The 25,090-nt window shown below is 41.2% G+C and carries 25 protein-coding genes; 21 read left to right on the top strand and 4 right to left on the bottom strand.

What is annotated here, in order from left to right:
• Window positions 1–23: 23 nt before the first annotated feature.
• Both AOC35_RS01065 and glnK read left to right on the top strand, forming a co-directional pair.
• Window positions 24–1,661, top strand: a complete 1,638-nt coding sequence (locus AOC35_RS01065; RefSeq protein ID WP_108645364.1) for an NAD+ synthase — start codon at window positions 24–26, stop codon at window positions 1,659–1,661.
• A gap of 81 nt (window positions 1,662–1,742) precedes the next feature.
• On the top strand, window positions 1,743–2,081 hold the full coding sequence (gene glnK, locus AOC35_RS01060) for a P-II family nitrogen regulator (RefSeq protein ID WP_108645363.1): 339 nt from the start codon (window positions 1,743–1,745) through the stop codon (window positions 2,079–2,081).
• Window positions 2,082–2,203: 122 nt separating this feature from the next.
• Here the strand turns inward: glnK and AOC35_RS01055 are convergent, their stop codons facing one another.
• Window positions 2,204–2,794: a hypothetical protein gene (locus AOC35_RS01055; RefSeq protein WP_211307458.1), complete on the bottom strand. Its 591-nt coding sequence runs from the start codon at window positions 2,792–2,794 to the stop codon at window positions 2,204–2,206.
• A gap of 105 nt (window positions 2,795–2,899) precedes the next feature.
• Here AOC35_RS01055 and AOC35_RS01050 point away from each other — a divergent pair, with 105 nt between their 5' ends.
• The 5 genes from AOC35_RS01050 to AOC35_RS01035 all read left to right on the top strand — a co-directional run bounded on the left by AOC35_RS01050 (window position 2,900) and on the right by AOC35_RS01035 (window position 6,366).
• Complete coding sequence (locus AOC35_RS01050; protein ID WP_108645362.1) at window positions 2,900–3,778, top strand: DMT family transporter; 879 nt, start codon at window positions 2,900–2,902, stop codon at window positions 3,776–3,778.
• The gene (locus AOC35_RS01045) at window positions 3,775–4,533 is read left to right on the top strand and encodes an SDR family oxidoreductase (protein ID WP_108645361.1); all 759 of its coding nucleotides are present in this window, start codon (window positions 3,775–3,777) and stop codon (window positions 4,531–4,533) included. The genes AOC35_RS01050 and AOC35_RS01045 overlap by 4 nt, the downstream gene beginning before the upstream one ends.
• Window positions 4,534–4,624: 91 nt before the next feature.
• Complete coding sequence (locus tag AOC35_RS15595) at window positions 4,625–4,762, top strand: hypothetical protein (protein WP_170107029.1); 138 nt, start codon at window positions 4,625–4,627, stop codon at window positions 4,760–4,762.
• Between the two features lie 204 nt (window positions 4,763–4,966).
• Entirely contained in the window at window positions 4,967–5,683 is a 717-nt protein-coding gene (locus AOC35_RS01040; protein ID WP_108645360.1) for a pirin family protein, read from the top strand.
• Between the two features lie 44 nt (window positions 5,684–5,727).
• Window positions 5,728–6,366, top strand: a complete 639-nt coding sequence (locus AOC35_RS01035) for a site-2 protease family protein (protein WP_108645359.1) — start codon at window positions 5,728–5,730, stop codon at window positions 6,364–6,366.
• A gap of 13 nt (window positions 6,367–6,379) precedes the next feature.
• On the opposite strand, the gene AOC35_RS01030 is transcribed toward AOC35_RS01035, so the two are convergent.
• Window positions 6,380–8,011, bottom strand: a complete 1,632-nt coding sequence (locus AOC35_RS01030; protein ID WP_108645358.1) for an FMN-binding glutamate synthase family protein — start codon at window positions 8,009–8,011, stop codon at window positions 6,380–6,382.
• A 24-nt stretch (window positions 8,012–8,035) separates the two neighbouring features.
• Entirely contained in the window at window positions 8,036–8,275 is a 240-nt protein-coding gene (locus AOC35_RS01025; protein WP_108645357.1) for a PsiF family protein, read from the bottom strand.
• 334 nt (window positions 8,276–8,609) lie between these two features.
• On the opposite strand from AOC35_RS01025, the gene AOC35_RS01020 reads away from it, so the two are divergent.
• The 14 genes from AOC35_RS01020 (at window position 8,610) to pobA (ending at window position 22,439) form a co-directional block, all read left to right on the top strand.
• Entirely contained in the window at window positions 8,610–10,133 is a 1,524-nt protein-coding gene (locus AOC35_RS01020) for a M23 family metallopeptidase (RefSeq protein WP_159077419.1), read from the top strand.
• Between the two features lie 21 nt (window positions 10,134–10,154).
• Window positions 10,155–11,132, top strand: a complete 978-nt coding sequence (locus AOC35_RS01015) for a Bug family tripartite tricarboxylate transporter substrate binding protein (RefSeq protein ID WP_108645355.1) — start codon at window positions 10,155–10,157, stop codon at window positions 11,130–11,132.
• Between the two features lie 82 nt (window positions 11,133–11,214).
• Window positions 11,215–12,300 carry a 4-oxalomesaconate tautomerase gene (locus tag AOC35_RS01010; protein WP_108645354.1) on the top strand — a complete coding sequence of 362 codons (1,086 nt, stop codon included), beginning with the start codon at window positions 11,215–11,217 and terminating at the stop codon, window positions 12,298–12,300.
• A gap of 34 nt (window positions 12,301–12,334) precedes the next feature.
• On the top strand, window positions 12,335–13,363 hold the full coding sequence (locus tag AOC35_RS01005; protein ID WP_108645353.1) for an amidohydrolase family protein: 1,029 nt from the start codon (window positions 12,335–12,337) through the stop codon (window positions 13,361–13,363).
• Between the two features lie 24 nt (window positions 13,364–13,387).
• On the top strand, window positions 13,388–14,071 hold the full coding sequence (ligK, locus tag AOC35_RS01000; protein WP_108645352.1) for a 4-carboxy-4-hydroxy-2-oxoadipate aldolase/oxaloacetate decarboxylase: 684 nt from the start codon (window positions 13,388–13,390) through the stop codon (window positions 14,069–14,071).
• Window positions 14,072–14,075: 4 nt separating this feature from the next.
• Window positions 14,076–14,987 (top strand): amidohydrolase family protein, encoded by a 912-nt coding sequence (locus AOC35_RS00995; RefSeq protein ID WP_108645351.1) that lies wholly within the window; start codon window positions 14,076–14,078, stop codon window positions 14,985–14,987.
• Entirely contained in the window at window positions 14,987–15,376 is a 390-nt protein-coding gene (gene ligA, locus AOC35_RS00990; protein WP_108645350.1) for a protocatechuate 4,5-dioxygenase subunit alpha, read from the top strand. The genes AOC35_RS00995 and ligA overlap by 1 nt, the downstream gene beginning before the upstream one ends.
• A 1-nt stretch (window position 15,377) precedes the next feature.
• Window positions 15,378–16,217, top strand: coding sequence for a class III extradiol dioxygenase subunit beta (locus AOC35_RS00985; protein ID WP_108645349.1), 840 nt, complete (start codon window positions 15,378–15,380; stop codon window positions 16,215–16,217).
• On the top strand, window positions 16,214–17,155 hold the full coding sequence (locus AOC35_RS00980) for a Gfo/Idh/MocA family oxidoreductase (RefSeq protein WP_108645348.1): 942 nt from the start codon (window positions 16,214–16,216) through the stop codon (window positions 17,153–17,155). The genes AOC35_RS00985 and AOC35_RS00980 overlap by 4 nt, the downstream gene beginning before the upstream one ends.
• A gap of 18 nt (window positions 17,156–17,173) precedes the next feature.
• Window positions 17,174–18,175, top strand: coding sequence for an aldo/keto reductase (locus tag AOC35_RS00975; RefSeq protein ID WP_108645347.1), 1,002 nt, complete (start codon window positions 17,174–17,176; stop codon window positions 18,173–18,175).
• 132 nt (window positions 18,176–18,307) lie between these two features.
• Window positions 18,308–18,814, top strand: coding sequence for a TRAP transporter small permease (locus AOC35_RS00970; RefSeq protein WP_108645346.1), 507 nt, complete (start codon window positions 18,308–18,310; stop codon window positions 18,812–18,814).
• Window positions 18,811–20,133 carry a TRAP transporter large permease gene (locus AOC35_RS00965; RefSeq protein ID WP_108645345.1) on the top strand — a complete coding sequence of 441 codons (1,323 nt, stop codon included), beginning with the start codon at window positions 18,811–18,813 and terminating at the stop codon, window positions 20,131–20,133. The genes AOC35_RS00970 and AOC35_RS00965 overlap by 4 nt, the downstream gene beginning before the upstream one ends.
• Before the next feature lie 22 nt (window positions 20,134–20,155).
• On the top strand, window positions 20,156–21,181 hold the full coding sequence (locus AOC35_RS00960) for a TRAP transporter substrate-binding protein (protein WP_108645344.1): 1,026 nt from the start codon (window positions 20,156–20,158) through the stop codon (window positions 21,179–21,181).
• Window positions 21,182–21,269: 88 nt separating this feature from the next.
• Window positions 21,270–22,439 carry a 4-hydroxybenzoate 3-monooxygenase gene (pobA, locus tag AOC35_RS00955; protein ID WP_108648656.1) on the top strand — a complete coding sequence of 390 codons (1,170 nt, stop codon included), beginning with the start codon at window positions 21,270–21,272 and terminating at the stop codon, window positions 22,437–22,439.
• Window position 22,440: 1 nt separating this feature from the next.
• Here pobA and AOC35_RS00950 read toward each other — a convergent pair whose 3' ends face one another.
• Window positions 22,441–25,053, bottom strand: a complete 2,613-nt coding sequence (locus AOC35_RS00950; RefSeq protein ID WP_108645343.1) for a DUF748 domain-containing protein — start codon at window positions 25,051–25,053, stop codon at window positions 22,441–22,443.
• Window positions 25,054–25,090 lie beyond the last annotated feature (37 nt).

The following is a 25,090-nucleotide window of genomic DNA, read 5'->3' as shown; positions in this document are numbered from 1 at the left end:
ATCATTTACTATTGCCTTAGCGAATGCCACATCTACCCATAAAAATTGCATTAGCTCAAATGAATTGTGTTGTAGGTGATTTGACTGGCAATGCTTTAAAAATCGTTGAGCAAGCACGAATTGCCCATCAGCAAGGTGCAAAGTTACTGATCACGCCAGAACTATCTATTACTGGCTATCCTCCTGAAGATTTACTATTTCGTGATGCCTTTATAAAAGATGTTGATAAAGCACTCCAAAAGCTGTGTAAAGATCTCGCAGAATTTTCAGATTTATATGTGATTGTCGGGCATCCCTCTAAAGGACACACCAAGAACACCAAAGATTTACTATTTAATCAGGCTAGTGTTTTAAAAAATGGTACCAATATCGCTTCATACCATAAACACATGCTACCTAATAATGAAGTATTTGATGAAGTCAGGTATTTCAACCCTGGCACAGAAGCCTGTGTATTTGATATTGAGGGTCTCAAAGTTGGCATCCTCATTTGCGAAGATGTTTGGCATTCAGGTCCCGCACAAAAAGCAAAACAGGCTGGTGCACAAATATTGGCTATCCCCAATGCATCTCCATTTCACATGGATAAATTAAGTCTCAGAAGTGAAGTGACAAGGCAGCAAGTTTTAGCTACTGGATTACCCGCACTCTATGTTAATTTAGTCGGTGGTCAGGATGAACTGGTGTTTGACGGTGCCTCCTTTGCTCTAAATCGTGATGGTCAAACGGTTTATACCGCTACCCAATTTAAAGAAGAACTTGGCCTCATTGAGATTCGTAATGGTGAACCCCAAAAAGTCCCTTTAGTCAGACCTTACTCCGAAGTTCGACAAGTTTATGAAGCTTTGGTTTTAGGTGTGAAAGATTATTTAGGAAAAAATGGCTTCCCAGGAGCGATTATTGGTTTATCTGGAGGGGTTGATTCCGCATTAGTTTTAGCCATTGCAGTGGATGCCTTAGGTGCCGATAAAGTCCGAACGGTAATGATGCCTTCAAAATATACCGCTGAAATTTCTTGGATTGATGCAAAAGAAATGGCGGATAAATTAGGAGTGCAGTACGACGAAGTGCCCATTGCAAACATGGTGGACAGTTATGAGTTTGCACTAAGTAAAGAATTTGCCGGCCTACCATTAGACGCTACCGAAGAGAATATTCAAGCGCGGATTAGAGGCACTTTGCTGATGGCCTTGTCCAATAAATCAGGGCGCATCGTCCTAACGACTGGCAACAAGAGTGAAATGGCAGTAGGTTATTGCACTCTATACGGTGATATGGCCGGCGGTTTTGCCGTGATTAAAGACGTTTCAAAAACACTCGTTTATCAACTTTGTCGCTATAGAAACACCGTTTCTCAAGTGATACCAGAACGCATTATTACTCGAGCACCGTCTGCTGAACTGCGGCCAGATCAAAAGGATCAGGACAGTTTGCCATCCTATGATATTCTTGACGGTATCGTAGAGCATTACATGGAAAATGACATTCCTATTGAATCTCTACCCGCTTTAGGCTACAACAAAGAAGACGTTGAATTCGTAACACGACTGATTAAAATCAATGAATACAAACGTCGACAGTCCCCAATTGGGGTGCGTATTACTCGCAGAGCGTTTGGCAGAGACTGGCGATATCCAATTACCTCAAAATATCGAGGGTAGTTTGAAAATAATTGATTGGGGTGACCCAACTAAAGCACTATAGTTTTAATTATAAAAAATCCAACATTCGGAGAGTAAAAAATGAAATTAATTACAGCAATCATCAAGCCCTTTAAATTAGACGAAGTACGTGAAGCACTATCTGATATTGGGTCAAGTGGTCTGACAGTTACTGAAGTAAAAGGCTTCGGTCGTCAAAAAGGCCATACTGAGTTGTACCGTGGCGCTGAATACGTCGTTGATTTTTTACCTAAAGTCAAAATCGAGGTAGTGGTTGAAACAAGTCAAGTTGATCAGGTTATTGACGTCATTGTAAAAGCCGCTAAAACAGGCAAGATTGGTGACGGAAAGATTTTCGTTACTGCTGTGGAGCAAGTTGTTCGAATTAGAACGGGCGAGACAAACGAAAACGCAGTTTAGTTGCAAACTTTTTTCAACAAAAAAGCCAAAGTTTAATTCTTTGGCTTTTTTGTTTGATTGAGCGTTTTATTTAAGCAATATTCAATTCTTCACTGTTAATTTATTATTACTCTTTAAAAAAATCATCTAGTGGTTTTTTTAGCTGCAGGGGCTGTTTTCTTCACAGCAGTTGAGGCGGTCTTCGCTACAGTAGCCTTTTTTGCAGCTACTTTCGTTTTTTCAGTGATCTCGTCCAATTGTTTATCTGCTGCTTCTAGTGCATGATCAATAGTGCGCCGACCTTCTTTATAAACCTTATTACTGGCTTCAGAAACCTCCTTCACCATTTTAGAAAATTCAACGCCACCCACTGGAATTTTTTTACCAGCATCGTCAAGCCAATCCTCTAAGGCTGTTTTAGCTTTATCGTAATGTTTTTCAGCTTCATCTGCAGTGTCCTTACCCATTTGTTTGAGTAAAACTTTCACTTTCTTCTGATAACCTTCCATGCGGTCCACAGCTTCTTGGGCTGCTTTTTCTTGGAACTCTTTCAATTTATTTAAATCGTTTTTAGCAGTGAGCTTTGCAAACTCCAAAGCTTGTGTCATATTCGTTTGTAATTCAGCGGCGTGGTGTTCGCTAAGTTGCTTAGCGACATCCATTAATTTGTGAGAAAGTGCAAATAACTCCTGGGCTTTTTCTGCAGACCAAGGCTGGAAATCTTTTTGACTCATAATAACTCCTTCGCTTGATTGAACCATTTTAATAAGTGCTTACTACTCTTATCCTACACCAGTTTTGTACAGTGATGAACACTTGGTTACAATTATTTACTTACCATGTCTACTAACCTACCCTCTCAACGCATCATTGGCATCCTCATTGCCTCCATAGCTACCATCTTTTTTGCGATTTTAGATACCAGTGGCAAATGGCTAGTGCAATCCTTCCCCGTGATCGAGGTAGTTTGGGTGCGATTCGCTGTTCATATGCTTTTAGCGTTTATCTGGCTAATTTTTGCTGAAGGGTTTAAAAAACTACTGATTGAGGATGGTTGGTTACATGCTCTTCGGTCAACCATGTTGTGTGCCATGACGGCGTTAAATTTCTTTGCCTTACAGTATTTACAACTAGCGCAAACGGCTGCCATTCTCTTTTCAGCCCCCATTATCATTGCACTAATTAGCTCATTTTTGCACCATGAAAAACTAACACCAATTAAATGGTTCGCCATTATTACGGGCTTTGTGGGCGTCTTAGTAATCTTAGACCCCTTCGGTTATCACTTCCATCCAGCAATGTTGTTAGTTCTAGCACACGCTACGATTTATGCCCTGTTTAATTTTTTATCTAAACGAATAGCCGCCAAAAGTAGTCCTTTAGTAACCCAGTTTTATTCAGCACTTGGACCTACGGTTGTGCTTCTGCCTTTTCTATTTCAATCATGGCAATCCCCTAGCTTTGCGATTGAATATGGCGTCTTTTTTTGTGCAGGACTATTTGGTTTTCTAAGCCATAACTTCATCAGTATTGCCTACCGCTACGCAAATCCATCTACTATTTCACCATTTTTCTATCAACAAATGATCTGGATGGTTTTATTGGGTTGGTTGATCTTTGATCAAGTACCGACCTGGAATGTTTACGCCGGAACCATACTGGTAATTGGTTCTGGGTTATATTTAGTTTTACACGAATTAAAACAAGGAAAAAAATGAAGATAAACTCTCCTATCGCACTCGTTACTGGCGCTGGTACTGGCATTGGGAAGGCCTGTGCACAAGCCTTAGTTCAGCAGGGTTACCATGTCATTTTTACGGGTCGCCGAATCGATGTGTTAAATCAAGCGATTGAAGAATTAGGCGAGAAGTCGAGTCATGCTACACCCTATGCCCTAGACATTGGCATGGTTGAGCAAGTGCAAGGCTTATTTCAAATGATCACTGAGCGCTTTGGTCGCTTGGATGTACTTTTTAATAACGCGGGTCGTGGCACACCTATTATGGACTTTGATGAAATCCCAAATGCGTTATGGCAAGAAACAGTAGGGACGAATTTAATGGGGGCTATCTATTGCTCTCAAGGCGCTTTTAAGATCATGAAAACTCAAACGCCACAAGGTGGTCGAATCATTAATAATGGTTCTATTTCTGCCCACACCCCGCGCCCTTACTCTGCCCCTTATACCAGTACTAAGCATGCCATTACTGGTCTGACGAAGTCCATCGCTCTGGATGGTCGCAAATACAATATTGCCTGCGGTCAAATTGACATTGGTAATGCTGCTACAGAAATGACGGATCGGATGGCTGCTGGGATCATTCAAGCAGATGGTAGTATCGCAGCTGAGGACCGAATGGACGTCCAGCATGTGGCCCAAGCGGTTGTTCAAATGGCTAATCTTCCTTTGGAGTCTAATATTTTATTTATGACTATTATGGCCACTAAGATGCCCTTTGTCGGCAGAGGTTGACCGTTTAACTTTTTCTTTTAACAAATAATCACAAGACTTACATTAAAATATTGGATAATAGCCTCACACAATTAATTTTCAAGGATTTAACATGAACGAATGGCACAATGAACCTAAAGGCGAAGTTAACAAGAAAATGATTACCCTCATTTCTATGTTGGCAGGCGCAACTTGCTTAGCAATCTTATTTGCAATTACTGCAGCTCATATTGGTTACGTTTTTGGCTGATCCTAAATGCAACAAACAATAAAAAAGCAGCTTCGGCTGCTTTTTTAATGATTCAATTTTAGGACTTTGGCATGTTTTGGCTAAATTATTTCACTTACAAACATGCCCAATCTGTTTAATTTAATAAAAAGGATTATCCTATAAAATTGATACAAACTATTGCTACGGAGTAGCAGTTCTAGCTTTAATTAAAGGAAACTGATTATGCTTTACAAACGTCTCGCAAATGATCGTGGCTATGGTGACCACGGTTGGCTTAAATCTTTTCACAGTTTTTCTTTCGCTGATTATCATGACGCTAACTTTATGGGCTTTGGACCGCTTAGAGTCATTAATGAAGATTGGATTGCCTCTGGTCAGGGTTTTGGTACGCATGGTCACCGCGACATGGAGATTATCACTTATGTTCTAGAGGGCGAGCTGGCTCACAAGGACAATATGGGTAATGGCCGTGCTATTTTGCCACACGAAGTTCAAAGAATGAGTGCTGGTAAGGGCGTAATGCATAGTGAGTTTAATCATGCTGAAGGGCAAACAACCCATATTTTACAAATTTGGATTCAGCCTGATGTGTTGGGTGTACCCCCTAGTTATGAACAAACTTATTTTGCTCCGGCTGAAAAAAGAGGCAAATTACGCTTGGTAGCTTCACCTAATGGCCAAGATGGATCGGTGACCATTCACTCAAACACTAAGTTGTATGCCGGTTTATTTGACGGTACTGAAACCACTACCCATGACTTAGAAAAAGGTCGAATTGCCTACCTGCACTTAGCAAGGGGTAAAGCAAGAATCAATGGAGAGGATTTAGTAGCAGGCGATGCATTGATGTTAGTTGAAGAAACTCAAGTAAATATCTCACATGGTGTCGATTCTGAGGTGTTGTTATTTGACTTACCCGTTGCTGCATTAGCGAAGTAAAAGCGCGTTTGCGGATTCATTGACCACATCATCTAAAGGTAAAAATGCTACCAAGTTGGTTCTATCAACTCCTTATTGACGCACCGCCACTTATTTTGGCAATTACTTTGCACGAAGCTGCGCATGGTTATGCTGCTAAACATTTTGGTGATTACACCGCTTATTCGATGGGGCGGGTGACCTTGAATCCAATCAAACACATTGATCCAATTGGAACTTTTTTAATTCCATTAATTCTCAAACTTTCCGGCGCGCCTTTTTTATTTGGCTATGCCAAGCCAGTTCCAGTCAATTTTGCTGCCTTGAGGAACCCGAAGCAAAATATGATTTGGGTAGCTCTCGCTGGTCCTGCATCAAATTTCATACAAGCTATTTTATGGACATTTGTCTTTAGTTTTATGCAAATGTCTAATGCCTCAGACCTCTTACTGCAAATGGCAAAAGCAGGTATTTACTGGAATATTGTGCTGGCAGCCTTTAATCTATTTCCCTTGCCACCCTTAGATGGGGGCAGAATTATGGTGGGACTATTACCAAGGTCTTACGCCATCAAGTTTGCCAAACTTGAACCCATAGGAATCTTTGTAGTCATTGGACTCGCAATGATTGGTTTACTCAGTCAATTTTGGATGGATCCATTAATTAGCCTTTCTTACTCTATTGTCAAACTATTTGTTTTTTAATCGAAAATCGTTTTTACCATTGTTGGGAGTTTGCTTCTAACCAATATTTACCAAGTCCAGAGAAGTGTCGATCTAAATGCAGATTGGCATCTTGCAACAACAACTCCCCTTCCTCTAATTGAAGTAAAGAATGACTCAAAGGCAGTGCTTTACCGACTTCATTTCTTCTAATAACTGAATCTGCAGTGAGTTCACTGGTGTGTTGATATCCAGCTGCACTTAATAGCTCACTAAGGGCATTCAGGGTGTTTTGGTGATAATGAAACACACGATGGGCTTTATCTTCAGGGTCAAGAGCTTTCTGACGCATTTCATCTTGTGTTGCTACTCCTGTCGGACATAAATCGGTATGACAACTTCTAGCTTGAATACAACCTACGGCAAACATAAAGCCGCGGGCAGAGTTACACCAATCAGCGCCAATCGCGCAGGCCCGAGTAATATCAAATGCTGAGATGATCTTCCCTGAGGCTCCCAATTTAATTTGATAGCGCAAACCGGCACCAATTAAAGTCGTGTGAACTAAACGTAAGCCATCCCGCATTGGTGTGCCAACATGGTCGATGAATTCAACCGGTGCAGCTCCCGTGCCACCCTCACTACCATCAATCACAATAAAATCAGGCGTAATACCTGTTTCAATCATCGCTTTTAACATCGCAAACCATTCGCGAAGTTTGCCGATACATAATTTCATCCCAACGGGTTTGCCATTCGAAAGTTGCCTTAATTCACGAATAAAGTACATCAACTCCAGAGGAGTACTAAATGCAGAGTGGGCAGCTGGGGACACGCAATCCTGCCCCATCGGTATCCCTCTGGTAAGAGAGATTTCTGGGGTAATTTTAGCAGCCGGTAAAACGCCACCATGGCCAGGCTTAGCACCTTGAGATAGCTTAATTTCTATCATTTTAATCTGTGGCTCGTTGGCAACCTTAGCAAACAAATCTGGATCAAAAGAACCATCCGACTTTCTGCAGCCAAAGTATCCAGAACCTAATTCCCAAATCAAATCACCGCCGTACTCACGATGATATTTAGAAACTGAGCCCTCACCAGTATCATGGGCAAAGCCGCCCATCTTTGCACCTTTATTTAAGGCCATAATGGCGTTAGCCGATAATGAGCCAAAGCTCATTGCTGATACATTAAATATGGACATTGAATAGGGTTGAGTGCAGTCTTTACCCCCTACCATCGTCCGTAAAGAATCTGAAGTTATATGCTTTGAGGGATTGGCAGTATGGCTTAACCACTCGGTACCACTTTTGTAAACATCTTCAATCGTTCCTAACGGACGTTTATCAGAGGCCCCCTTTGCGCGTTGATAAACAAGGGCGCGTTGATTTCTTGAAAATGGTAATTTTTCAGTATCAGACTCAAGCAGATATTGTCTTATCTCAGGTCTAAAGGTTTCAAACAAGAATCGAATATGGCCAGAAACGGGGTAATTTCTTAAAATGGCATGGTTTTTTTGGAGGATATCGGATAAACCTAAAAAACTCGCGCCAATAAAAATCAACGCAAAAAACCATGTCAAAAGCGAAGATACGGGCGTCAATTGCGAAATAATAAAGAAAGCACTCAAGATACACAGCATCCATGGCGTATATCTTGAGTAGGTTCGTAATTTAGAGATTGCCATGACTAAATTACCATCATCAAACGATTAACTACCAACAGAATCCTTCACACATTTTTTAATGTGGGCTTCTTTAGCAGCGCCACTCGTTTTTTTACTAATGTCGTCCACTTCACATGCTGCGCGAGCATCTTTTTCACATTTTTTCAAAAAGCTTGTCTTAGCGGCTCCAGCTAATTTTTTTTCGGTTGCCCGAGCATTACAGGTCTCTTCAGCTTGTGCGAGAGAGAATGAGACTAAAAATAAAGTAACAATTAAAAATTTCATGAGAATCTCCTAATTTAGTAATCAATTTAAATATCAAAATAACACAATCAAATGAACAACTTCTACTTTACTACATGTTTTTTATAACAAATTTAGTGCGACTTGTCATTAAGTTACTGTTAATTAAGTAAAAAAAATTTGACCCTGAATTATTGAGAGCCTTTCTTAATTTGCTCTTGATCACTTCCAAACTAAGCTTAGATAGTGCCGGATACCTAAAGTATGCTCATTGGTCAAGATACAATAAGAATTAGCGAAAATTGTCTCCTATTTGATTGATTTAAGTTGTTCAATTTTTCTGTCACGATCAGATAGTTTATAAAAGGACTTTACATTGATTTTTTTTACCAGCCTTACCTTCCGTAATATTTTTCTTGCAGTGTGCTGTGTGGCATTTTCTACTCCCCTTTTGGCAGTAGAAAAAAAAGCCGAGTCAAAAACACCAACTACAAAAAAAGAGGTAACTCAATCAGGGAAAAAATCAAAGAGCACGTCCCCAAAATCAAAAAATCCAAATGCTTCAGTTGCTCAATTAAAGCCTAGAGGAAGTTCTGGTTCCGGTTTTCTAAGGTCGTATGATCGTCTGAGTTACCCCAATATAGTCAGTGTCGACGGCGAGCCATTGCCAACACCGAACATTTTGGAAAATATCCTGCAAATGCCTACCCCTGAAGTGGTAAAGCCTATATCAAAATTTGATTCCGCGTTTAATCTTCGTCAAGGATGTGGCAGTAATACAAATAGTATCAGGGGATTTTTAGCCTCTTTAAATATTGAAGATAGCAATTTTGAAAGTAACTTTAATTACCAGTTACCCAACTTTTTTAAAACCACTTCAGGGAAATGTTTACCGTTTGCCATTTCTTTGGATAACGCAAGAAAAATTCAGTCTCTATCAATCGTCAATAATGATAAGAGAGACTCTAGCTCGACGATGACGACCATTCACCGATCCGAGACTTCTTTTGTGTATTTGGTGGAATCACAAAATTTAAATAGTGGCTTTGAAAACTATTTAGAAGTTGTTTTAGATTTAAACGATTTAATCGTTTACAAATCGAATCAAGCAAATTCCTCAATCCCTCCCGAACTCATTTGGGAAATTAGCTCATTGGTTAAGGAGCTCTATTCAAAGGTCAACAATAACGAACGTTACTTTGCTCGAATTATTTACAATGCTGGTGACAAAAATAACTGGGCGCAAGTTGTTAGCCTAGAAATCTTAGATGCCTCGCAGAAAAATGTCATAGCTGATGCCTTTTGGGTGGAAAGAGACGGCTTACCAGGTGGCTTTTTCACATCCACAGGGGCAGAATTAGAGCAAAACTTTTGGATCAGTCCCCTAAATTACACCAGAATCTCGAGAGGTGTTGGCTATTCCTCGATACGCCTTTCAAAGTCTAAAACCAGCAAGAAAGGAAATACAAAAGCGATAGTGAATCAGACCTATACCTATTCCGCTAGTCATCAAGGGATTGACTTTGCAGCGCCCATTGGGACGCCTATTTATGCTGTAGCAAATGGGAAGTTGATTCATTATGGCCCCTACCCTGCCTATGGTAATTTAGTGATTGTTGAGCATGAAGGCAACTATAAGACCTATTATGCGCATCTTAGTGCCTATAATCCAGAATTAGTCGTAGGTAGTGAAGTTAGACGTGGTTTAGAGATTGGATATGTAGGCTCAACTGGCCGTTCTACTGGACCACATTTACATTTTGAGCTCAGGAAAAATAATGTCTACTTAAATCCTTTAGCTAGTCGATTAGAGTTAGACTTGTGGACGCTTCGGAATGACGATCAGTACCACTTAACCCGAAATATGGTTTTATTTTCAAGCCAAGTTCTGCCAAAATAAATGAATTAACCAAATAAAAAAATGAAAAATTTATTCAAACTAGTACTATTAAGTTACTTATTTGCAAGCCACATGATGGCGGGTGCTCAAAGTAATAACAATGCCTATCCGATTAAGCCCATTAAAATTATTGTTCCATTTGGACCAGGGGGGATTGCAGATTTAACAGCACGTGTGGTTGGCCAAAAATTAAGTCTTAAATTAGGTCAGTCAGTCGTGATTGAAAATCGTCCCAGTGCGGGCGGGATTGTTGCTGGAGAAACGGTCGCTAAAGCGGATCCGGATGGATACACCTTATTACTGATGTCCAACGGTACTGCTGTGAGTTCAGCTCTATTTCAAAAACTACCATTTGATCCACTCAAAGATTTTGAGCCAGTCTCGACTCTGGGATATTTTGATATTGGTTTGTTTGTTAACCAAAACTCCCCATATAAAAACTTACCAGAATTGATTGCTTTTGCAAGGGCCAATCCAGGTAAGCTCAATTTTGCTTCAATCAATATTGGAAGCACCCAACATCTTTCCACAGAGCTCTTCAAAAACTTAGGTAATTTAGATATTCAAGTAGTGCCATTTAATGGCACTCCAGCTGTCATCACAGCCCTTCGGGGTGGTCAAGTAGACGCTGCACTGGAAATTTTAGGACCAATGGTACCGCAGGTGAAATCCAATGCAGTCAAGCTATTAGCCGTCTCTGGCAAAAAGCGTTCAGCCTTTTTCCCAGATATTTCAACGATTGAACAGTCAGGTATTAAAGATTATTCGGCATCCTCGTGGAACGCAATTGCAGCTCCTGCTAAAACTCCAGAAAAAGTGATTGCCTTGCTCAATCAAGCGATTAATGAAGTGGTGAAGGATCCCGAAGTCAAAAACAAACTAGATGAAATTTATGTAGAATCGCAGGGTTCAACGCCAAAAGAACTAAAAAATCTATTAGAAAGTGATATCAAAAGATGGTCAATGGTGATTGAAAAAGCACATATTCCGAAACAATAGTTGACTAAAATTCTAAATACAACATCAAACTCTCTGATAATCATTTTCAAACTTACTTGATAGTTCCGAAAGAAAAAAATTAATGCAAAAATCAATACCTACCCTTTTTATGCGCGGGGGCACTTCGAGAGGCCCTTTTTTCTTAGCCGAGGACTTACCTCAAGACACGGCTAGTCGAGATCAAGTTCTTTTAGCCGTCATGGGATCGCCTGATCGCCGTCAAATTGACGGGATGGGGGGCGCTAATCCTTTGACGAGTAAAGTTGGGATTGTGAGTAAAGGAACTTTACCCGGGGTTGATTTAAACTTTTTATTTGCACAGGTAGTGATTGACAAAGCGCTGGTCGATACCACTCCCAATTGTGGCAATATGTTGGCCGCCGTGGTCCCTTTTGCAATTGAAAGAGGACTCATTCCGGCGCAAGCTGGAACAACGACTGTGCGTGTGCTGACGCTCAACACCGATATGCAATGCGACGTGACGGTGCAAACCCCTAATGGTGTAATTGAATATGAAGGTAATGCCAATATTGACGGCGTTCCTGGCACCTCTGCCCCAATCAAAATCAATTTTCTAGATACCGCTGGATCTGTCTGTAGTAGTCTTTTACCTACGGGCAAAGTATTGGATGTGATTGATGGTTTAGAGATTACTTGCATTGATAACGGTATGCCGATGGTCTTGTTTAAAGCACAGGATGTTGGGCGCACTGGTTCCGAAACTGTCGCCCAAATGAATGCGGATACCGAGTTAAAAGCACGGATTGAAGTGCTTAGGATTAAAGCAGGTCATTTAATGGGTTTAGGGGATGTAACCAATAATACTTTTCCTAAAATGTGTCTCGTAGCCCAACCTAACGCGGGTGGTAGTATCAATACCAGATGTTTTATTCCGCACGTTTGTCATGATGCCATTGGCGTCCTCGCAGCGGTCACAGTTGCTACCGCTTGTGTGATGCCCGGTTCAGTTTGCGAAGGGATTTCTAAGTTGAATGACGGCTTGACCAAAACGGTTTCAGTTGAACATCCGACGGGTGAATTTAGTGTCGAACTCGAATTAGACCCGAGTAACCCCCAAAATGTAACGCAGGCAGCACTGCTTAGAACTGCTCGGTTAATTATGCGTGGCGAGGTGATGGTGCCTTCACACTTAGCTAAACTATTTTAATATTTATCATTCCAATAAAATCTCAGGAAAAAACATGATTATTGATTGTCACGGCCATTACACAACAGCTCCGAAAGCTCTAGAGGACTGGCGTAACCAGCAAATTGCGAACCTTAAAACACCAGAGTTAGGTCCTAAAGTGAGCGATTTAAATATTTCAGATGACGAGTTAATTGAGTCGATTGAAAAAAATCAATTAGCCAAAATGAAAGAGCGTGGTAGTGATCTAACGATTTTTTCACCGCGAGCTAGTTTTATGGCGCACCATATTGGCGACTTCAATACTTCGGCTACTTGGGCTGCTATTTGTAATGAACTGTGCGCTAGGGTTGCTAAGCTTTTTCCAGACAACTTTATTGCGGCGGCCATGCTACCTCAATCGCCTGGAGTTGATCCTAAGACCAGTATTGCCGAATTAGAAAAGTGCGTAAATGAATTTGGTATGGTCGGCATTAACCTTAATCCAGATCCCTCTGGTGGACATTGGCGTGAACCTCCCTTATCAGATAAGCACTGGTATCCGATTTATGAAAAGATGGTGGAATATGAAATTCCTGCCATGATTCATGTCAGTACAAGTTGTAATGCTTGTTTTCATACTACTGGCGCGCATTATTTAAATGCAGATACGACCGCTTTTATGCAATGTCTGACTTCTGATTTATTCAAGGATTTCCCCACTTTGAAATTTCTCATTCCTCATGGTGGTGGAGCAGTTCCTTATCACTGGGGAAGATTTAGAGGTTTAGCTCAAGAGTTAAAGAAGCCCCTCTTAGATGAACATTTATTAAATAATATTTTCTTTGACACCTGTGTTTATCACCAACCAGGGATTGATTTACTCACTAAGGTGATTCCGGTCAAGAACATTTTATTTGCCTCTGAAATGATTGGTGCTGTGCGCGGTATTGATCCAGAGACAGGTCATTATTTTGACGATACGAAACGTTACATTGAGTCGAGTACTATTCTTACTGAACCTGAACGGATTCAAATCTACGAAAAAAATGCGCGTCATGTCTTCCCAAGATTAGACCGAGTTCTCACCAACATAGGTTTGTAAAATACAAAAGATAAGGAATTTACTATGCAAGCATTCGGAATTGTTAACCGTAAAGTCAATCGTGCAGACTCTGTTCAAGTTGAACGCCTGAGCCATTTTGGTGTCGCTACGATTCACGAAGCCATGGGACGAGTTGGTCTCATGCAACCCTATATGCGCCCGATCTATACTGGCGCTCATCTCTGTGGAACTGCGGTAACTGTGTTACTTCACCCAGGTGATAATTGGATGATGCATGTGGTAGCAGAACAAATTCAACCAGGTGACATCGTCGTTGCAGCCTGTACGGCAGATAATACAGACGGTTTTTTTGGTGATTTATTAGCAACCTCTTTCAAAGCAAGAGGCGCTAGAGGGTTAATTATTGATGCTGGTGTGCGCGATGTGAAGGATTTAACGGCGATGCAATTTCCAGTGTTTAGTAAAGCAATTAGCGCCAAGGGAACTGTCAAAGAAACTATCGGCTCTGTTAACGTCCCCGTGGTATGTGCCGGCACAATGGTTAATCCTGGAGATGTCATTATTGCGGATGATGATGGTATCGTCGTTGTTCCTGCGCATTTAGCGCAAGAAGCTGCTGACGCCTCAGCCAAGCGCGAAAGTAATGAGGCTGAAAAGCGTCAACGTTTAGCTAGTGGTGAATTAGGTCTAGATATGTATAACATGCGTGAAAAACTAGCAAAAGCTGGTTTACGCTACGTGGATTAATTTAATGACAACTTTTGAAAAAACCCCAGGCTGGCTTGATTGGTACACGGGCCCTAGCAAACCAAAATTCCAATTACCTGCAGGCAGCGTAGACTCCCATTGCCACGTGTTTGGTCCAGGCCATTTATTTCCCTATGCGCCTGAGAGAAAATACACACCCTGTGATGCGAGCAAAGATCAGCTATTTGCCCTCAGAGATCATTTGGGATTTAGTAAAAATGTGATTGTGCAAGCCACCTGTCATGGTGCTGATAATAGTGCATTGGTTGATGCGTTATTACATAGTGCCGATAAAGCTAGAGGCGTTGCGACAGTAAAACGCAATGTGACAGATGAGCAACTGCAAGCTTTGCACGATGCAGGGGTGAGAGGTGTTCGATTTAATTTTGTGAAGCGCTTAGTGGACTTCACCCCGAAAGAAGAATTACTTGAAATTGCTAATCGGATTAAAGCGCTAGGTTGGCATATTGTGATTTACTTTGAGGCTGTTGATTTACCTGAACTGTGGGATTTTTTTACAGCCTTACCAACGATCGTAGTCGTTGATCACATGGGTAGACCCGATGTGAGTCAACCGGTGGATGGTCCTGAATTTTCTCTATTTATCAAACTCATGACCGAACACAGCAACATTTGGAGTAAGGTAACTTGCCCTGAGCGACTTTCGGTAAAGGGACCAAAAGCATTAAATGGCGAGCCACATCCTTATCAAGATGTCATTCCTTTCGCTAAAAAGATTGTTGAGTTATTTCCAGACCGAGTTTTAACTGGCACGGACTGGCCACATCCTAATTTAAAAGACCATATGCCTGATGACGGCTTACTAGTAGATTGGATTCCGAATATTGCACCAACCCAAGAACTACAGCAAAAATTATTAGTTGATAATCCTAATCGACTGTACTGGGGAATCTGATGGAAAATTATTACGAAGAGTTCAAAAAAATACCTGGCACAGTCATCTTTGATGCTACCCAGTCCAGGATTGGCTACCACCTTAATATGTTTGCGATGTCGCTCATGAAAGATGAGAATCGGCAAAAGTTTAAAGCCGATCAGGATGGGTATCTCAATACATTTCCCATGTCGGCGGTTCAACATCAAGCGGTCTTAGACAGAGATTACAATCAGATGATTGCGCTTGGCGGTAATATTTATTTTCTGGCAAAAATTGGTGCGACAGATGGTCACTCCTTTCAAAAGCTTGCATCACTCATGACCGGTATGCCGGAGGAGGATTATCGAAATATGATGATTCGTGGTGGCCGCAACCCAAGTATGCCTGTTGGCCCAGTGGAGAAATAATATGGCAAAAATTATTGCAGGCGTAGCTACTTCGCATATTCCAGCTGTGGGAGCAGCGCTTGATCTTGGTAAAACCCAGGAGCCCTATTGGCAACCGGTTTTTCAAGGCTACGAAAAAGCCAAAGAATGGTTTAAAGAAACTAAACCTGACGCTATCATTTTGATTTATAACGATCACGCTTCCGCCTTTTCTTTAGAAATGATTCCGACCTTTGCACTTGGTTGTGCAGACCAGTTCGCTCCGGCAGATGAAGGTTGGGGACCAAGACCGGTACCGGTCGTCAAAGGTTATCCAGAGCTAGCTTGGCATATTGCCCAAAGTACAATTTTGGATGAATTTGATATGACCATCATCAATAAGATGGATGTTGACCATGGTTTAACCGTCCCCCTCTCTTTGATGTTTGGTCAACCAACAGAATGGCCTTGTCGGGTGATTCCTTTGGCTGTGAACGTCGTGCAATATCCACCACCAACTGGTAACCGTTGCTATAACTTAGGTAAAGCGATTCGGCGAGCTGTCGAATCTTTTGGGCCAGATGAGAGAATTGTCATCATGGGCACAGGTGGCATGTCCCACCAGTTACAAGGCCCTCGCGCAGGCTTTATCAATTCTGAATTTGATAAGGCTTTTTTAGATGGCTTAACTAAGGATCCCGAAGCCCTCGCAAAAATATCCCACTTAACTTATGTGCAAGAAGCAGGTTCCGAGGGAATTGAGCTAGTTATGTGGTTGATCATGCGCGGCGCTCTGAGTCAAGAATTAAAAGAAGTTCATCGTCACTATCACGTCCCAGCTTCGAATACAGCTGTTGGTCATATTATTTTGGAGGAGCTATGAAAGTTGCATTAGCTGGAGCAGGTGCTTTTGGTAATAAACACTTAGACGCCATGAAGTTAATTGATGGCGTAGAGGTGGTATCTTTGGTAGGTCGCGAACTAGGTAAGACGCAAGAGATTGCTGATAAGTACAAAATTCCTCATGTTACGACCAATTTAGCCGATAGCCTGGCAATCAAAGAAGTGGATGCAGTGATTCTGTGTACCCCTACGCAAATGCACGCTGCCCAGGCAATGGCTTGTCTTAAAGCTGGTAAGCATGTTGAAGTCGAAATACCGATGGCAGACTCTTTAGCTGATGCAAAGGAACTAGTTCGCTTGCAAAAAGAAACAGGGAAGGTAGCGATGGTAGGTCACACGAGGCGTTTCAATCCGAGTCATCAGTATATTCACCGTAAGATCGTCGCCCAAGAATTCAATATCCAACAAATGGATGTGCAGACATTTTTCTTCCGTCGCACCAACATGAATGCTCTTGGACAACCAAGAAGTTGGACGGATCATTTACTCTGGCATCACGCCGCTCACACGATTGATTTATTTGCTTATCAATGTGGTAGTCCCATTGTGAAGGCGAATGCAATCCAAGGTCCGATTCACCCTACTCTGGGTATTGCGATGGATATGTCAATTCAGCTCAAAGCAGCAAACGGCGCCATTTGTACTTTGAGTCTTTCTTTTAATAATGATGGTCCTCTTGGTACCTACTTTAGATATATTGGTGATAACGCCACCTATATTGCACGTTATGATGACCTGTTTGATGGCAAAGAACAAGCAATCGATGTCAGTAAAGTAGATGTGTCGATGAACGGTATTGAGATTCAAGATCGTGAATTCTTTGCGGCCATTCGTGAAGGACGCGAACCCAATGCTAGCGTGGCGCAAGTACTGCCATGCTATGAAGTGATGCACGAACTTGAATTACAACTTAAATAAATTAGAAAGACTATTTTTATGAGCTCACCTCTTTCTCAACGTAAAATTGGCCCCTTTTCTGTCACATCGATCGGACTAGGTTGTATGAATCTGAGTCACGCGTATGGTAAGCCGCCGACTGATGCAGAAGGTACCAAATTACTTTATGAAGCATTTGACCGAGGGATTAATTTTTTTGATACGGCGGCCCTATATGGCTTAGGTCACAATGAAACCCTGATGGGTGGCGATTTTCTTAAAACCCATCGCAATCATATCGTATTAGCCAGTAAAGGCGGCGTTGGTCCTGCAGATGGTAAAAGAGTCATTGATAGTCGTCCTGCGTCCATTCGTAGAGATTGTGAAGGTAGTTTAAAAAGACTCAAAACGGATGTGATTGATTTATATTATTTACACCGTTGGGATAAAAAAGTACCGATTGAGGATGCGGTTGGCACTCTAAGTGACCTAGTCAAAGAAGGTAAAGTACAAAAAATTGGCTTATCAGAGGTGTCAGGACCAACTATCAGAAAGGCCCATGCAGTTCATCCGTTGAGTGCTGTTCAAACCGAATACTCTTTGTGGACGCGTAATCCTGAAATTGCGGTCTTACCCACTTGCCGTGAACTAGATATTGCTTTTATTGCGTTTAGTCCCTTGGGAAGAGGTTATTTCAACACCTCACCGATTGATATTACGAAATTTGTAGAAAAAGATATTCGTCGTGGAATGCCCCGTTTTCATCCAGAAAACTTCTCAAGAAATTTAGTGTTCTTCGAAGCTTTGCAAGAAATCGCCCAGCAGCAAGGTTGTACGATGGCACAACTTGGTTTGGCTTGGTTATTGCAATTAGGACAAGACATTATTCCGATTCCTGGTACCACTCGAATTGATCACTTACAAGAGGATATTGATGCTGATCAGATTCAGTTAAGGCCTGAAGTTCTAGAAAAGATCAACTACGTGCTGAGTTCAGTCCCAATTTACGGCAATCGTTACAACGAAGTAAGCCAAGCCGAGGTGGATACAGAGCAATATTAATTCGAAAGTGCAGTGAGTCTAATGCTCTTTCTATTTCAACCGTATTTTGTTTCCTAGTACTTTCCCTAAAAGCACATTGTTTAGTAGTTTTATCGGTGTGCTTCAAGGATAATGAACTTTTCCTATTTTTATATGACAACTTCAAATTCATTCATACACCAGGTCATAGGTCGACTATGTCAGATTAGTGCCTCGATTGGCGGGCTAGTGCTAGTTGCCCTTGCTCTCATGACACTCGCGAGTGTCATTGGTCGAGCCTTTTTTTCATCCCCTATCCAAGGGGATATCGAACTCGTTCAACTCGGTTGCGCAGTGTGTGTTGCCTGCTTTTTACCTTACACCCAATTTCAACGCGCCAACATTATTGTGGACTTTTTCACCGATAAATGTTCAGACAAGACCAAGCAATTTCTTGATGGCTTTGGCGCCTTATTAATTGGGCTTTGTTTTAGCGTACTAGCTTGGCGTTTAGCTGTCGGTGGTTTAATTAATAAAGAAAATGGCGAAACATCAATGTTAATGAGTATCCCGGTTTGGATTCCTTACCTTTTAATGGTCCCAGGATTCGTACTCACTGCGATTGTTAGTTTTGTTCAGTCGATTGATTTATTATTCAATCGTAGTCAGGAGTCGGCATGAGTAACTTAAATATTGGCATTGGCGTCTTTGTTATGATGCTCGCCCTCATGGCAATTCGTATACCGATTGACTTATCCATGTTTATTCCAGGTGCCCTTGGTTATATGCTGATTGCCAGCGATACGGCATTACTAAACCATTTAAAAGGTGCAGTTTATGCAAGGCTATCGGTATATGACTTATCGGTTATTCCTCTCTTTATGTTGATGGGTGCTTTTGCCATGCACGGTGGACTATCTAAAGCACTCTTCGAATTCTCGAATGCGATCTTAGGAAGATTTAAGGGCGGGATGGCGATGGCAGGTGTTTTAGCCTGTGCCGCTTTTGGCTCGATTTCAGGCTCTTCTGTCGCAACCACGGCAACGATTGCTCAGGTTGCTTATCCTGAAATGCGTAAACTCAATTATTCGGGACGCTTGGCGACTGCTGCACTAGCTACCGGCGGGACGATGGGAATCTTATTACCACCCTCTGTTACGTTGATGATTTATGCCATCATCACGGAACAAAACATCACCAAAATGTTTTTAGCTGCCTACGCCCCCGCACTTTTGGCTGCGATTGGTTACCTTTTGGCAATTGCGATTTATGTTCGACTCTATCCAGAGCATGCACCTGAACCATCAAAGCCAACCCGTCAAGAGTTTTTAAGAGCAGCTAAAAATGTTTGGCCAATTGGTCTTATTTTCACCCTCGTGTTCGGGGGTATCTACGGCGGCATCTTTACTCCGACTGAAGGTGCTTCAATTGGTACTGCGATGACTTTTTTAATTGCCACTTTAAGAGGCAATATGAGTTTGCCGATTTTGCAGAAAAGTCTTTTATCGACAGCGCAAACGAGCGGGATGATTTTCATGATTTTTATTGGCGCAGACATGATGAACGCTTGTCTGGCTTTATCTCAACTACCGAATGAGTTAGCTGGTTCAGTTGCGAGTGCGCAAGTATCACCCGTATTAGTCATGTTTTCTATTATGTTGTTTTACGTGATACTAGGCTGCGTAATGGATGAAATGTCGATGATTTTACTTACCGTTCCAGTGATCTTCCCCGTCATCATTGGCCTAGACTTTTATGGCTTACCCCCATCAGATAAAGCCCTTTGGTTTGGTGTATTAATCTTAATGGTCTGTGAAATTGGTATGATATTTCCACCAGTAGGATTAAATGTCTACATCATGAATGGTTTAGCAAAAGATGTACCAATGTCTGAAACATATAAAGGAGTTATTCCCTTTTTAATCTCAGATGCCATACGTATGGTGTTATTAATAGCTTTTCCTGGTATTACCCTGTGGTTGGTTCACCGATTAACTTAATTGATTTCTTTAGGAGTATTGAATGATAAAACTTAGTATTGTTCTTGCAACACTTTTAGCGGGTTTAAATATCTCAACTGCGAATGCAGTGGTGACTTTAAAAGTACACCATTTCTTACCTGCTGCCTCAAGTTTTAATGTTCGCGTGATTCAACCATGGTGTGAAAAAATCGCAAAAGAATCGAATGGTGAAATGGTCTGTCAAATTTATCCGTCAATGCAACTCGGTGGCACGCCTCCGCAACTGGTAGATCAAGTTAAAGATGGAACAGTGGATATCGTTTGGGTTATCCCAACCTATGCTGCTGGTCGTTTTACAAAATCCGAAGTATTTGAATTACCATTCTTAACTTCAAGTGCAAAACAAGGATCACAAGCTCTTTGGGAATATGTCCAAAAAAATGCTATGGATGAGTACAAGGGTATTAAGCCTTTATTTATGCATACAACAGAGGGCTATGTTCTGCATTCTACCAAACCTGTAAAGACCTTAGAAGATTTGAAAGGTATGAAGATTCGAAGTGCAACCCGGATTAATGCAAAGTTAATCGCTTCTTTGGGTGCTACACCTGTTCAAATGCCGCTACCGAACGTGTCAGATTCTATCTCGAAAGGTGTGATTGATGCTGCAATGGTGCCATGGGAAGGTGTACCTGCTACAAAGATTCATGAAATTGTGAAATACCATTTAGATGCACCGGCAGGTGGCCCACGCTTCTCCAACTCTATTTTCCTGTTTGGTATGAATCAAGCAAAGTATGATAGTTTGACTCCGGCCTTGAAAAAGGTAATCGATAACAATAGTGGTCTAGCGGCTTCTGCATGGGCTGGTGCAACTGGCTTTGACGCTATTGTGGAGCCTTTTAGCAAAATGGCCAAAGATCGTGGCAATACGGTTGCGACTTTAGCTCCGGCAGAATTAGAGCGTTGGAAAAAAGCGAGTGACAACGTGGATGATGACTGGGTCAAAGAAGCCAATGGTAAAGGTGCTGATGGTGCCAAACTACTAGAAGATGCTCGTGCATTACTCAAGAAATACGAAAAATAAGCTATTTTCTTCATTTCTAACAAAGGGAGCGAGAAGCTCCCTTTTTGCTGTAAAGTATCATCATCTTTCACCTGAATTTACTATATTTATGAAAACTCAAGTTGCCATCATTGGCGCAGGCCCTGCTGGATTGTTATTAGGACAATTACTTTATAAAGCTGGGATTGATACCATCATTATCGAGCGACAGTCAAAAGATTACGTACTAGCGAGAATCCGTGCTGGGGTTCTTGAACAAGGAACCGTCAGCTTACTTCATGAAGTGGGAGTAAGTACCAGACTGGAAAAAGAGGGTTTACCGCATCATGGCTTTGATTTAGCTTTTGGGGGGCAGATTCTTAATATTGATTTGCAGGGTTTGATCGGGAGAAGTGTAACCGTTTATGGGCAAACCGAGGTTACCAAAGACCTCACGAATGCACGCTTAGAGGCTGGCCTGATTACAGTTTACGGTGCTGAAAATGTAGTTGTTTCTGGATTTGACACTAATCACCCCAAAGTCGAATACCAACTTGATGGGGTTAATCATACAATTGATTGTGATTTTATTGCCGGTTGTGATGGCTATCATGGCGTGTGTCGAGCAAGTGTCCCGCAAAATGCCATTTCTGAATATGAACGGGTATACCCCTTTGGATGGTTAGGTATTCTTTCGGATACCAAACCCGTCCAAGAAGAATTAATCTATGGTAATCACCCGGATGGGTTTTACTTATGTAGTATGCGCTCACCAACCCGTAGTCGCTATTATTTACAATGTACGCTCGATGACCATGTAAATAATTGGAGTGATGAGAGGTTTTGGCAAGCACTCCATGCCCGTTTACCTGCTCGCTTACAAGAAGTGCTAGAAACTGGTCCATCCATTGAAAAAAGTATTGCGCCCTTGCGCAGTTTCGTAGCTGAGCCCTTAAGGTTTGGTCGACTCTTTTTAGCTGGTGACGCTGGTCATATAGTCCCCCCAACCGGAGCCAAAGGGCTGAACTTAGCGGTATCGGATGTACGTTATTTATCCTGGGCTTTGATGGAGTTTTATCAAGAAAAAAATGACGCAGGGATTAAGAATTACTCTCAAAGAGCATTGGCTAGGATTTGGAAAGCCGAGAGATTTTCTTGGTCTCTCACCAATCTCATGCATCAATTTCCGGAAATGAGCCAATTTGAAAAGAAGATGCAAATTGCCGAGTTTGAATTTCTGGCAAGTTCAGAAAATGCACAAAAAGCCCTTGCAGAAAACTATGTAGGTCTCCCTTTTTAGTTTAGTTGGTAAAAGCCAAACCCATCGGAATACCGTCTGACTCTGCCTTTAAAGCTTTTATCCCATCAACTTTGACACGGTCTATTAAAAGAGGATGATTCTTTGCCATATCTTGTCGAACAACTGTCGCTCTTAAATCCGCTAAATTTTGTAAATCTTCCTCGCTTATTTTGACGCGTTGAATCAATGTTTGATGTAACTCATTAAAATACTTTTCCGTAGCTGGCCCTGCGGCTATTCCGGTACTAATTGGCAAGGGGATTCCCTGTTCTTCAAAGAGCCGTTTGATCGCTTTTTGAATACGGTCATCAGAGAATGGTATTTTTGGTAGTGGTTCATTCGGTGACAGACTAAAACCACCTCTCTTAAAAATTTGCCGGTTAACCGAAGTCGTTGCTAGTTCAAGGGCATCCACTGAAGCATCATAAGTACCATTGATTTTGAGGATCATTTTTGGTTTTTTCTCTAAACCTTTTGCTATCCTCTCTAACTTTAAGGTCTCAGAAGGTCGCAGTTGGTCAGAGCCTGGGCTAAAGTAAATACCGTTTAATGACTCAATACCGAGTAAGCGGCCAATACCGATAAAAGGGGATTTGACTATATTCTCAACAATCGTAAAAAATGCGTCCCATAATAATTTACTAATTTGAAACTCAGGACTATCTACATTACCCCTTACCTTTAAATTCAGATCAATCACACCGTCTTTATCTTCTAGCAAATAAGTAATTAGTTTCATCGGAATAAAAGTCCCCTTGTAATTAGGGTTTCGATCACCCATTTGAATTTGGTTAATCACAAAACGGTTATCGCCGACTAATTTGCCATCTTTTGTTTGATAGGACGAATCATAAGAAAGGATACCGTCCACCACATCATAACCAGCCACACTCGAATAATAGGGATTAATGGTGGCAAGTGGGATTCTTCTAAATGAAAGTTGGACATCATTGTTACGCCGGGGATCCTCAAAGGCAATTTGACCACGTATCTTCACATCACCCTGTGCGCCTACCAAACCATCAAAAGCAGCGGTAGCGTAGCGATTTGGCTTGGTACTTATGCCAACAATCGTGCCTCGCAAACCATTAATTTCTGTTTTAAATATGGGTAATACAGAAAAATCAGTGAAGTTGACGGTACCGTTTTGTAAAGCAATCGATTTAATATTGGCATTAAATTGGCCATCTTTTTGAACCTCAATCGAACCTTTGCTGACTTTATCTTTGGTGGTTTTTAATTGATTTATCTTATCGCTTTGAGTATTACTATCGCCATTAGTCTCTTGCAAAGTAGCAATTTGTCTGGTCAATTCGATTTTCATCGCCTCTTTTGCTGATGGAGGGAACATTCTTATAAAATTATTACTCTTATCAGCATAGATAGTAACTCTGGCTTTGAGACCATCTAACAATACTTCGTCCATCCGTAAACGGCTATCTTTTCCAATCTCGCTGTAATCAAAATGTTTTACGCGTCCAGTTTTCCAAGCTAAAAGTTCGTTTGTTTTGTCTGATTCAAAAATAGCTAAATCCTTAACATTGACTTCCCCACTAACTTGGAATTTGTTTTGAATATCATTTATTAGAAGATGACCATCTGCTATCCCTGATTTACCAATTAATTTAATATTGGCTGGAAGTAACTCTAACAAAGGTGGCAGGTTCAAATCACTAAAGGCGAAATCCCCCTGCAAGCGATCTTCTTTTACATCGGAATGATAGTTCAATTTACCGGTAACAAAACCTGACTTCGCCTCTCTTGAAGACCTGTGAGCTTCCATTTGCAAGAGTGGGACTATAGAAAAACGTTCGAAATTAGTTTCTATTTCAATCTTATCGAATCGATTTGTGAGCTTTATCGTTGATGATGCTTGACCCTTATCGAGAGTTGCCGTTAACAACATTTTTAAATCTTCATTTTTGTCTAACCAAAAATCTCCACCTAAGGAAATTGGACCTGTTTCGAGCGATTTAGCAGATTTTTGTAACTGGAGTTTGAAGTTACTCAAATTGATTTGGTACTTTGACTGCAATACATTAACGGCTTTATTTTGACCATCAAAATTGGCGGCGTTATTCAAATCAAGTTCTTTAATCGCCAAATCATTTTTGTAGTGTTTAGCGTCGTCCTGGAGTTGAATAGTGCCATCTTCTAGATGAAAATGATTGATGCTGTAAATCCAAGCACTGGTTTGATTGACTGTTTTTGGATCGGATGGGTAAACCTTTTCAATGCTTTCAATGAATTTTAAAAAGTTTAGTTCAGGATTTTTATGAAAATGAAGAACCAATTGGCTGGTATTAATGGTGCTAATTTCAATTTTTTGCCTTAAAAGCGGCCAAATTTTGTAACTTACCTCAAATTGACCAATCGAGATAAGTCGCTCCTGATTGGATTTTTGGATAATTTTAAAGTCCGAGAAGCTGATTTTAGGATTCTGTATTGAAAACTTAAAGTCTTTAAAATCAATCAAATAACCGGTTTTATCGCCAATTTCTTGGGCTTTTTGATGTAACCAGGTCGGTAACTGGGTATAAGCATAAAAAAGTCCACCGCCAGCTAGCGTAAAAAAGATGGCGATACTAGTAAAAATTATCTTAAAATGTTTCACGAATGATTTTATGAATTTACAAAGGTTTAATTTTACA

It is taken from the genome of Polynucleobacter rarus, assembly GCF_003072505.1.
GTDB lineage: Bacteria > Pseudomonadota > Gammaproteobacteria > Burkholderiales > Burkholderiaceae > Polynucleobacter > Polynucleobacter rarus.
The sequence above is the reverse complement of the archived record's forward strand: the minus strand, read 5'-3'. Positions and strand labels throughout refer to the sequence as shown.

Coding starts and splice junctions, on each gene's coding strand:
- pobA (WP_108648656.1), top strand. CDS start 21,270: ATGAAAACTCAAGTTGCCATCATTGGCGCAGGCCCTGCTGGATTGTTA.
- AOC35_RS01040 (WP_108645360.1), top strand. CDS start 4,967: ATGCTTTACAAACGTCTCGCAAATGATCGTGGCTATGGTGACCACGGT.
- ligA (WP_108645350.1), top strand. CDS start 14,987: ATGGAAAATTATTACGAAGAGTTCAAAAAAATACCTGGCACAGTCATC.
- AOC35_RS00980 (WP_108645348.1), top strand. CDS start 16,214: ATGAAAGTTGCATTAGCTGGAGCAGGTGCTTTTGGTAATAAACACTTA.
- AOC35_RS01050 (WP_108645362.1), top strand. CDS start 2,900: ATGTCTACTAACCTACCCTCTCAACGCATCATTGGCATCCTCATTGCC.
- AOC35_RS00995 (WP_108645351.1), top strand. CDS start 14,076: ATGACAACTTTTGAAAAAACCCCAGGCTGGCTTGATTGGTACACGGGC.
- AOC35_RS00985 (WP_108645349.1), top strand. CDS start 15,378: ATGGCAAAAATTATTGCAGGCGTAGCTACTTCGCATATTCCAGCTGTG.
- AOC35_RS01015 (WP_108645355.1), top strand. CDS start 10,155: ATGAAAAATTTATTCAAACTAGTACTATTAAGTTACTTATTTGCAAGC.
- AOC35_RS00960 (WP_108645344.1), top strand. CDS start 20,156: ATGATAAAACTTAGTATTGTTCTTGCAACACTTTTAGCGGGTTTAAAT.
- AOC35_RS01065 (WP_108645364.1), top strand. CDS start 24: ATGCCACATCTACCCATAAAAATTGCATTAGCTCAAATGAATTGTGTT.
- AOC35_RS00975 (WP_108645347.1), top strand. CDS start 17,174: ATGAGCTCACCTCTTTCTCAACGTAAAATTGGCCCCTTTTCTGTCACA.
- AOC35_RS00970 (WP_108645346.1), top strand. CDS start 18,308: ATGACAACTTCAAATTCATTCATACACCAGGTCATAGGTCGACTATGT.
- AOC35_RS15595 (WP_170107029.1), top strand. CDS start 4,625: ATGAACGAATGGCACAATGAACCTAAAGGCGAAGTTAACAAGAAAATG.
- AOC35_RS01055 (WP_211307458.1), bottom strand. CDS start 2,794: ATGAGTCAAAAAGATTTCCAGCCTTGGTCTGCAGAAAAAGCCCAGGAG.
- AOC35_RS01030 (WP_108645358.1), bottom strand. CDS start 8,011: ATGGCAATCTCTAAATTACGAACCTACTCAAGATATACGCCATGGATG.
- AOC35_RS01035 (WP_108645359.1), top strand. CDS start 5,728: ATGCTACCAAGTTGGTTCTATCAACTCCTTATTGACGCACCGCCACTT.
- ligK (WP_108645352.1), top strand. CDS start 13,388: ATGCAAGCATTCGGAATTGTTAACCGTAAAGTCAATCGTGCAGACTCT.
- AOC35_RS01010 (WP_108645354.1), top strand. CDS start 11,215: ATGCAAAAATCAATACCTACCCTTTTTATGCGCGGGGGCACTTCGAGA.
- glnK (WP_108645363.1), top strand. CDS start 1,743: ATGAAATTAATTACAGCAATCATCAAGCCCTTTAAATTAGACGAAGTA.
- AOC35_RS00965 (WP_108645345.1), top strand. CDS start 18,811: ATGAGTAACTTAAATATTGGCATTGGCGTCTTTGTTATGATGCTCGCC.
- AOC35_RS01045 (WP_108645361.1), top strand. CDS start 3,775: ATGAAGATAAACTCTCCTATCGCACTCGTTACTGGCGCTGGTACTGGC.
- AOC35_RS01025 (WP_108645357.1), bottom strand. CDS start 8,275: ATGAAATTTTTAATTGTTACTTTATTTTTAGTCTCATTCTCTCTCGCA.
- AOC35_RS01005 (WP_108645353.1), top strand. CDS start 12,335: ATGATTATTGATTGTCACGGCCATTACACAACAGCTCCGAAAGCTCTA.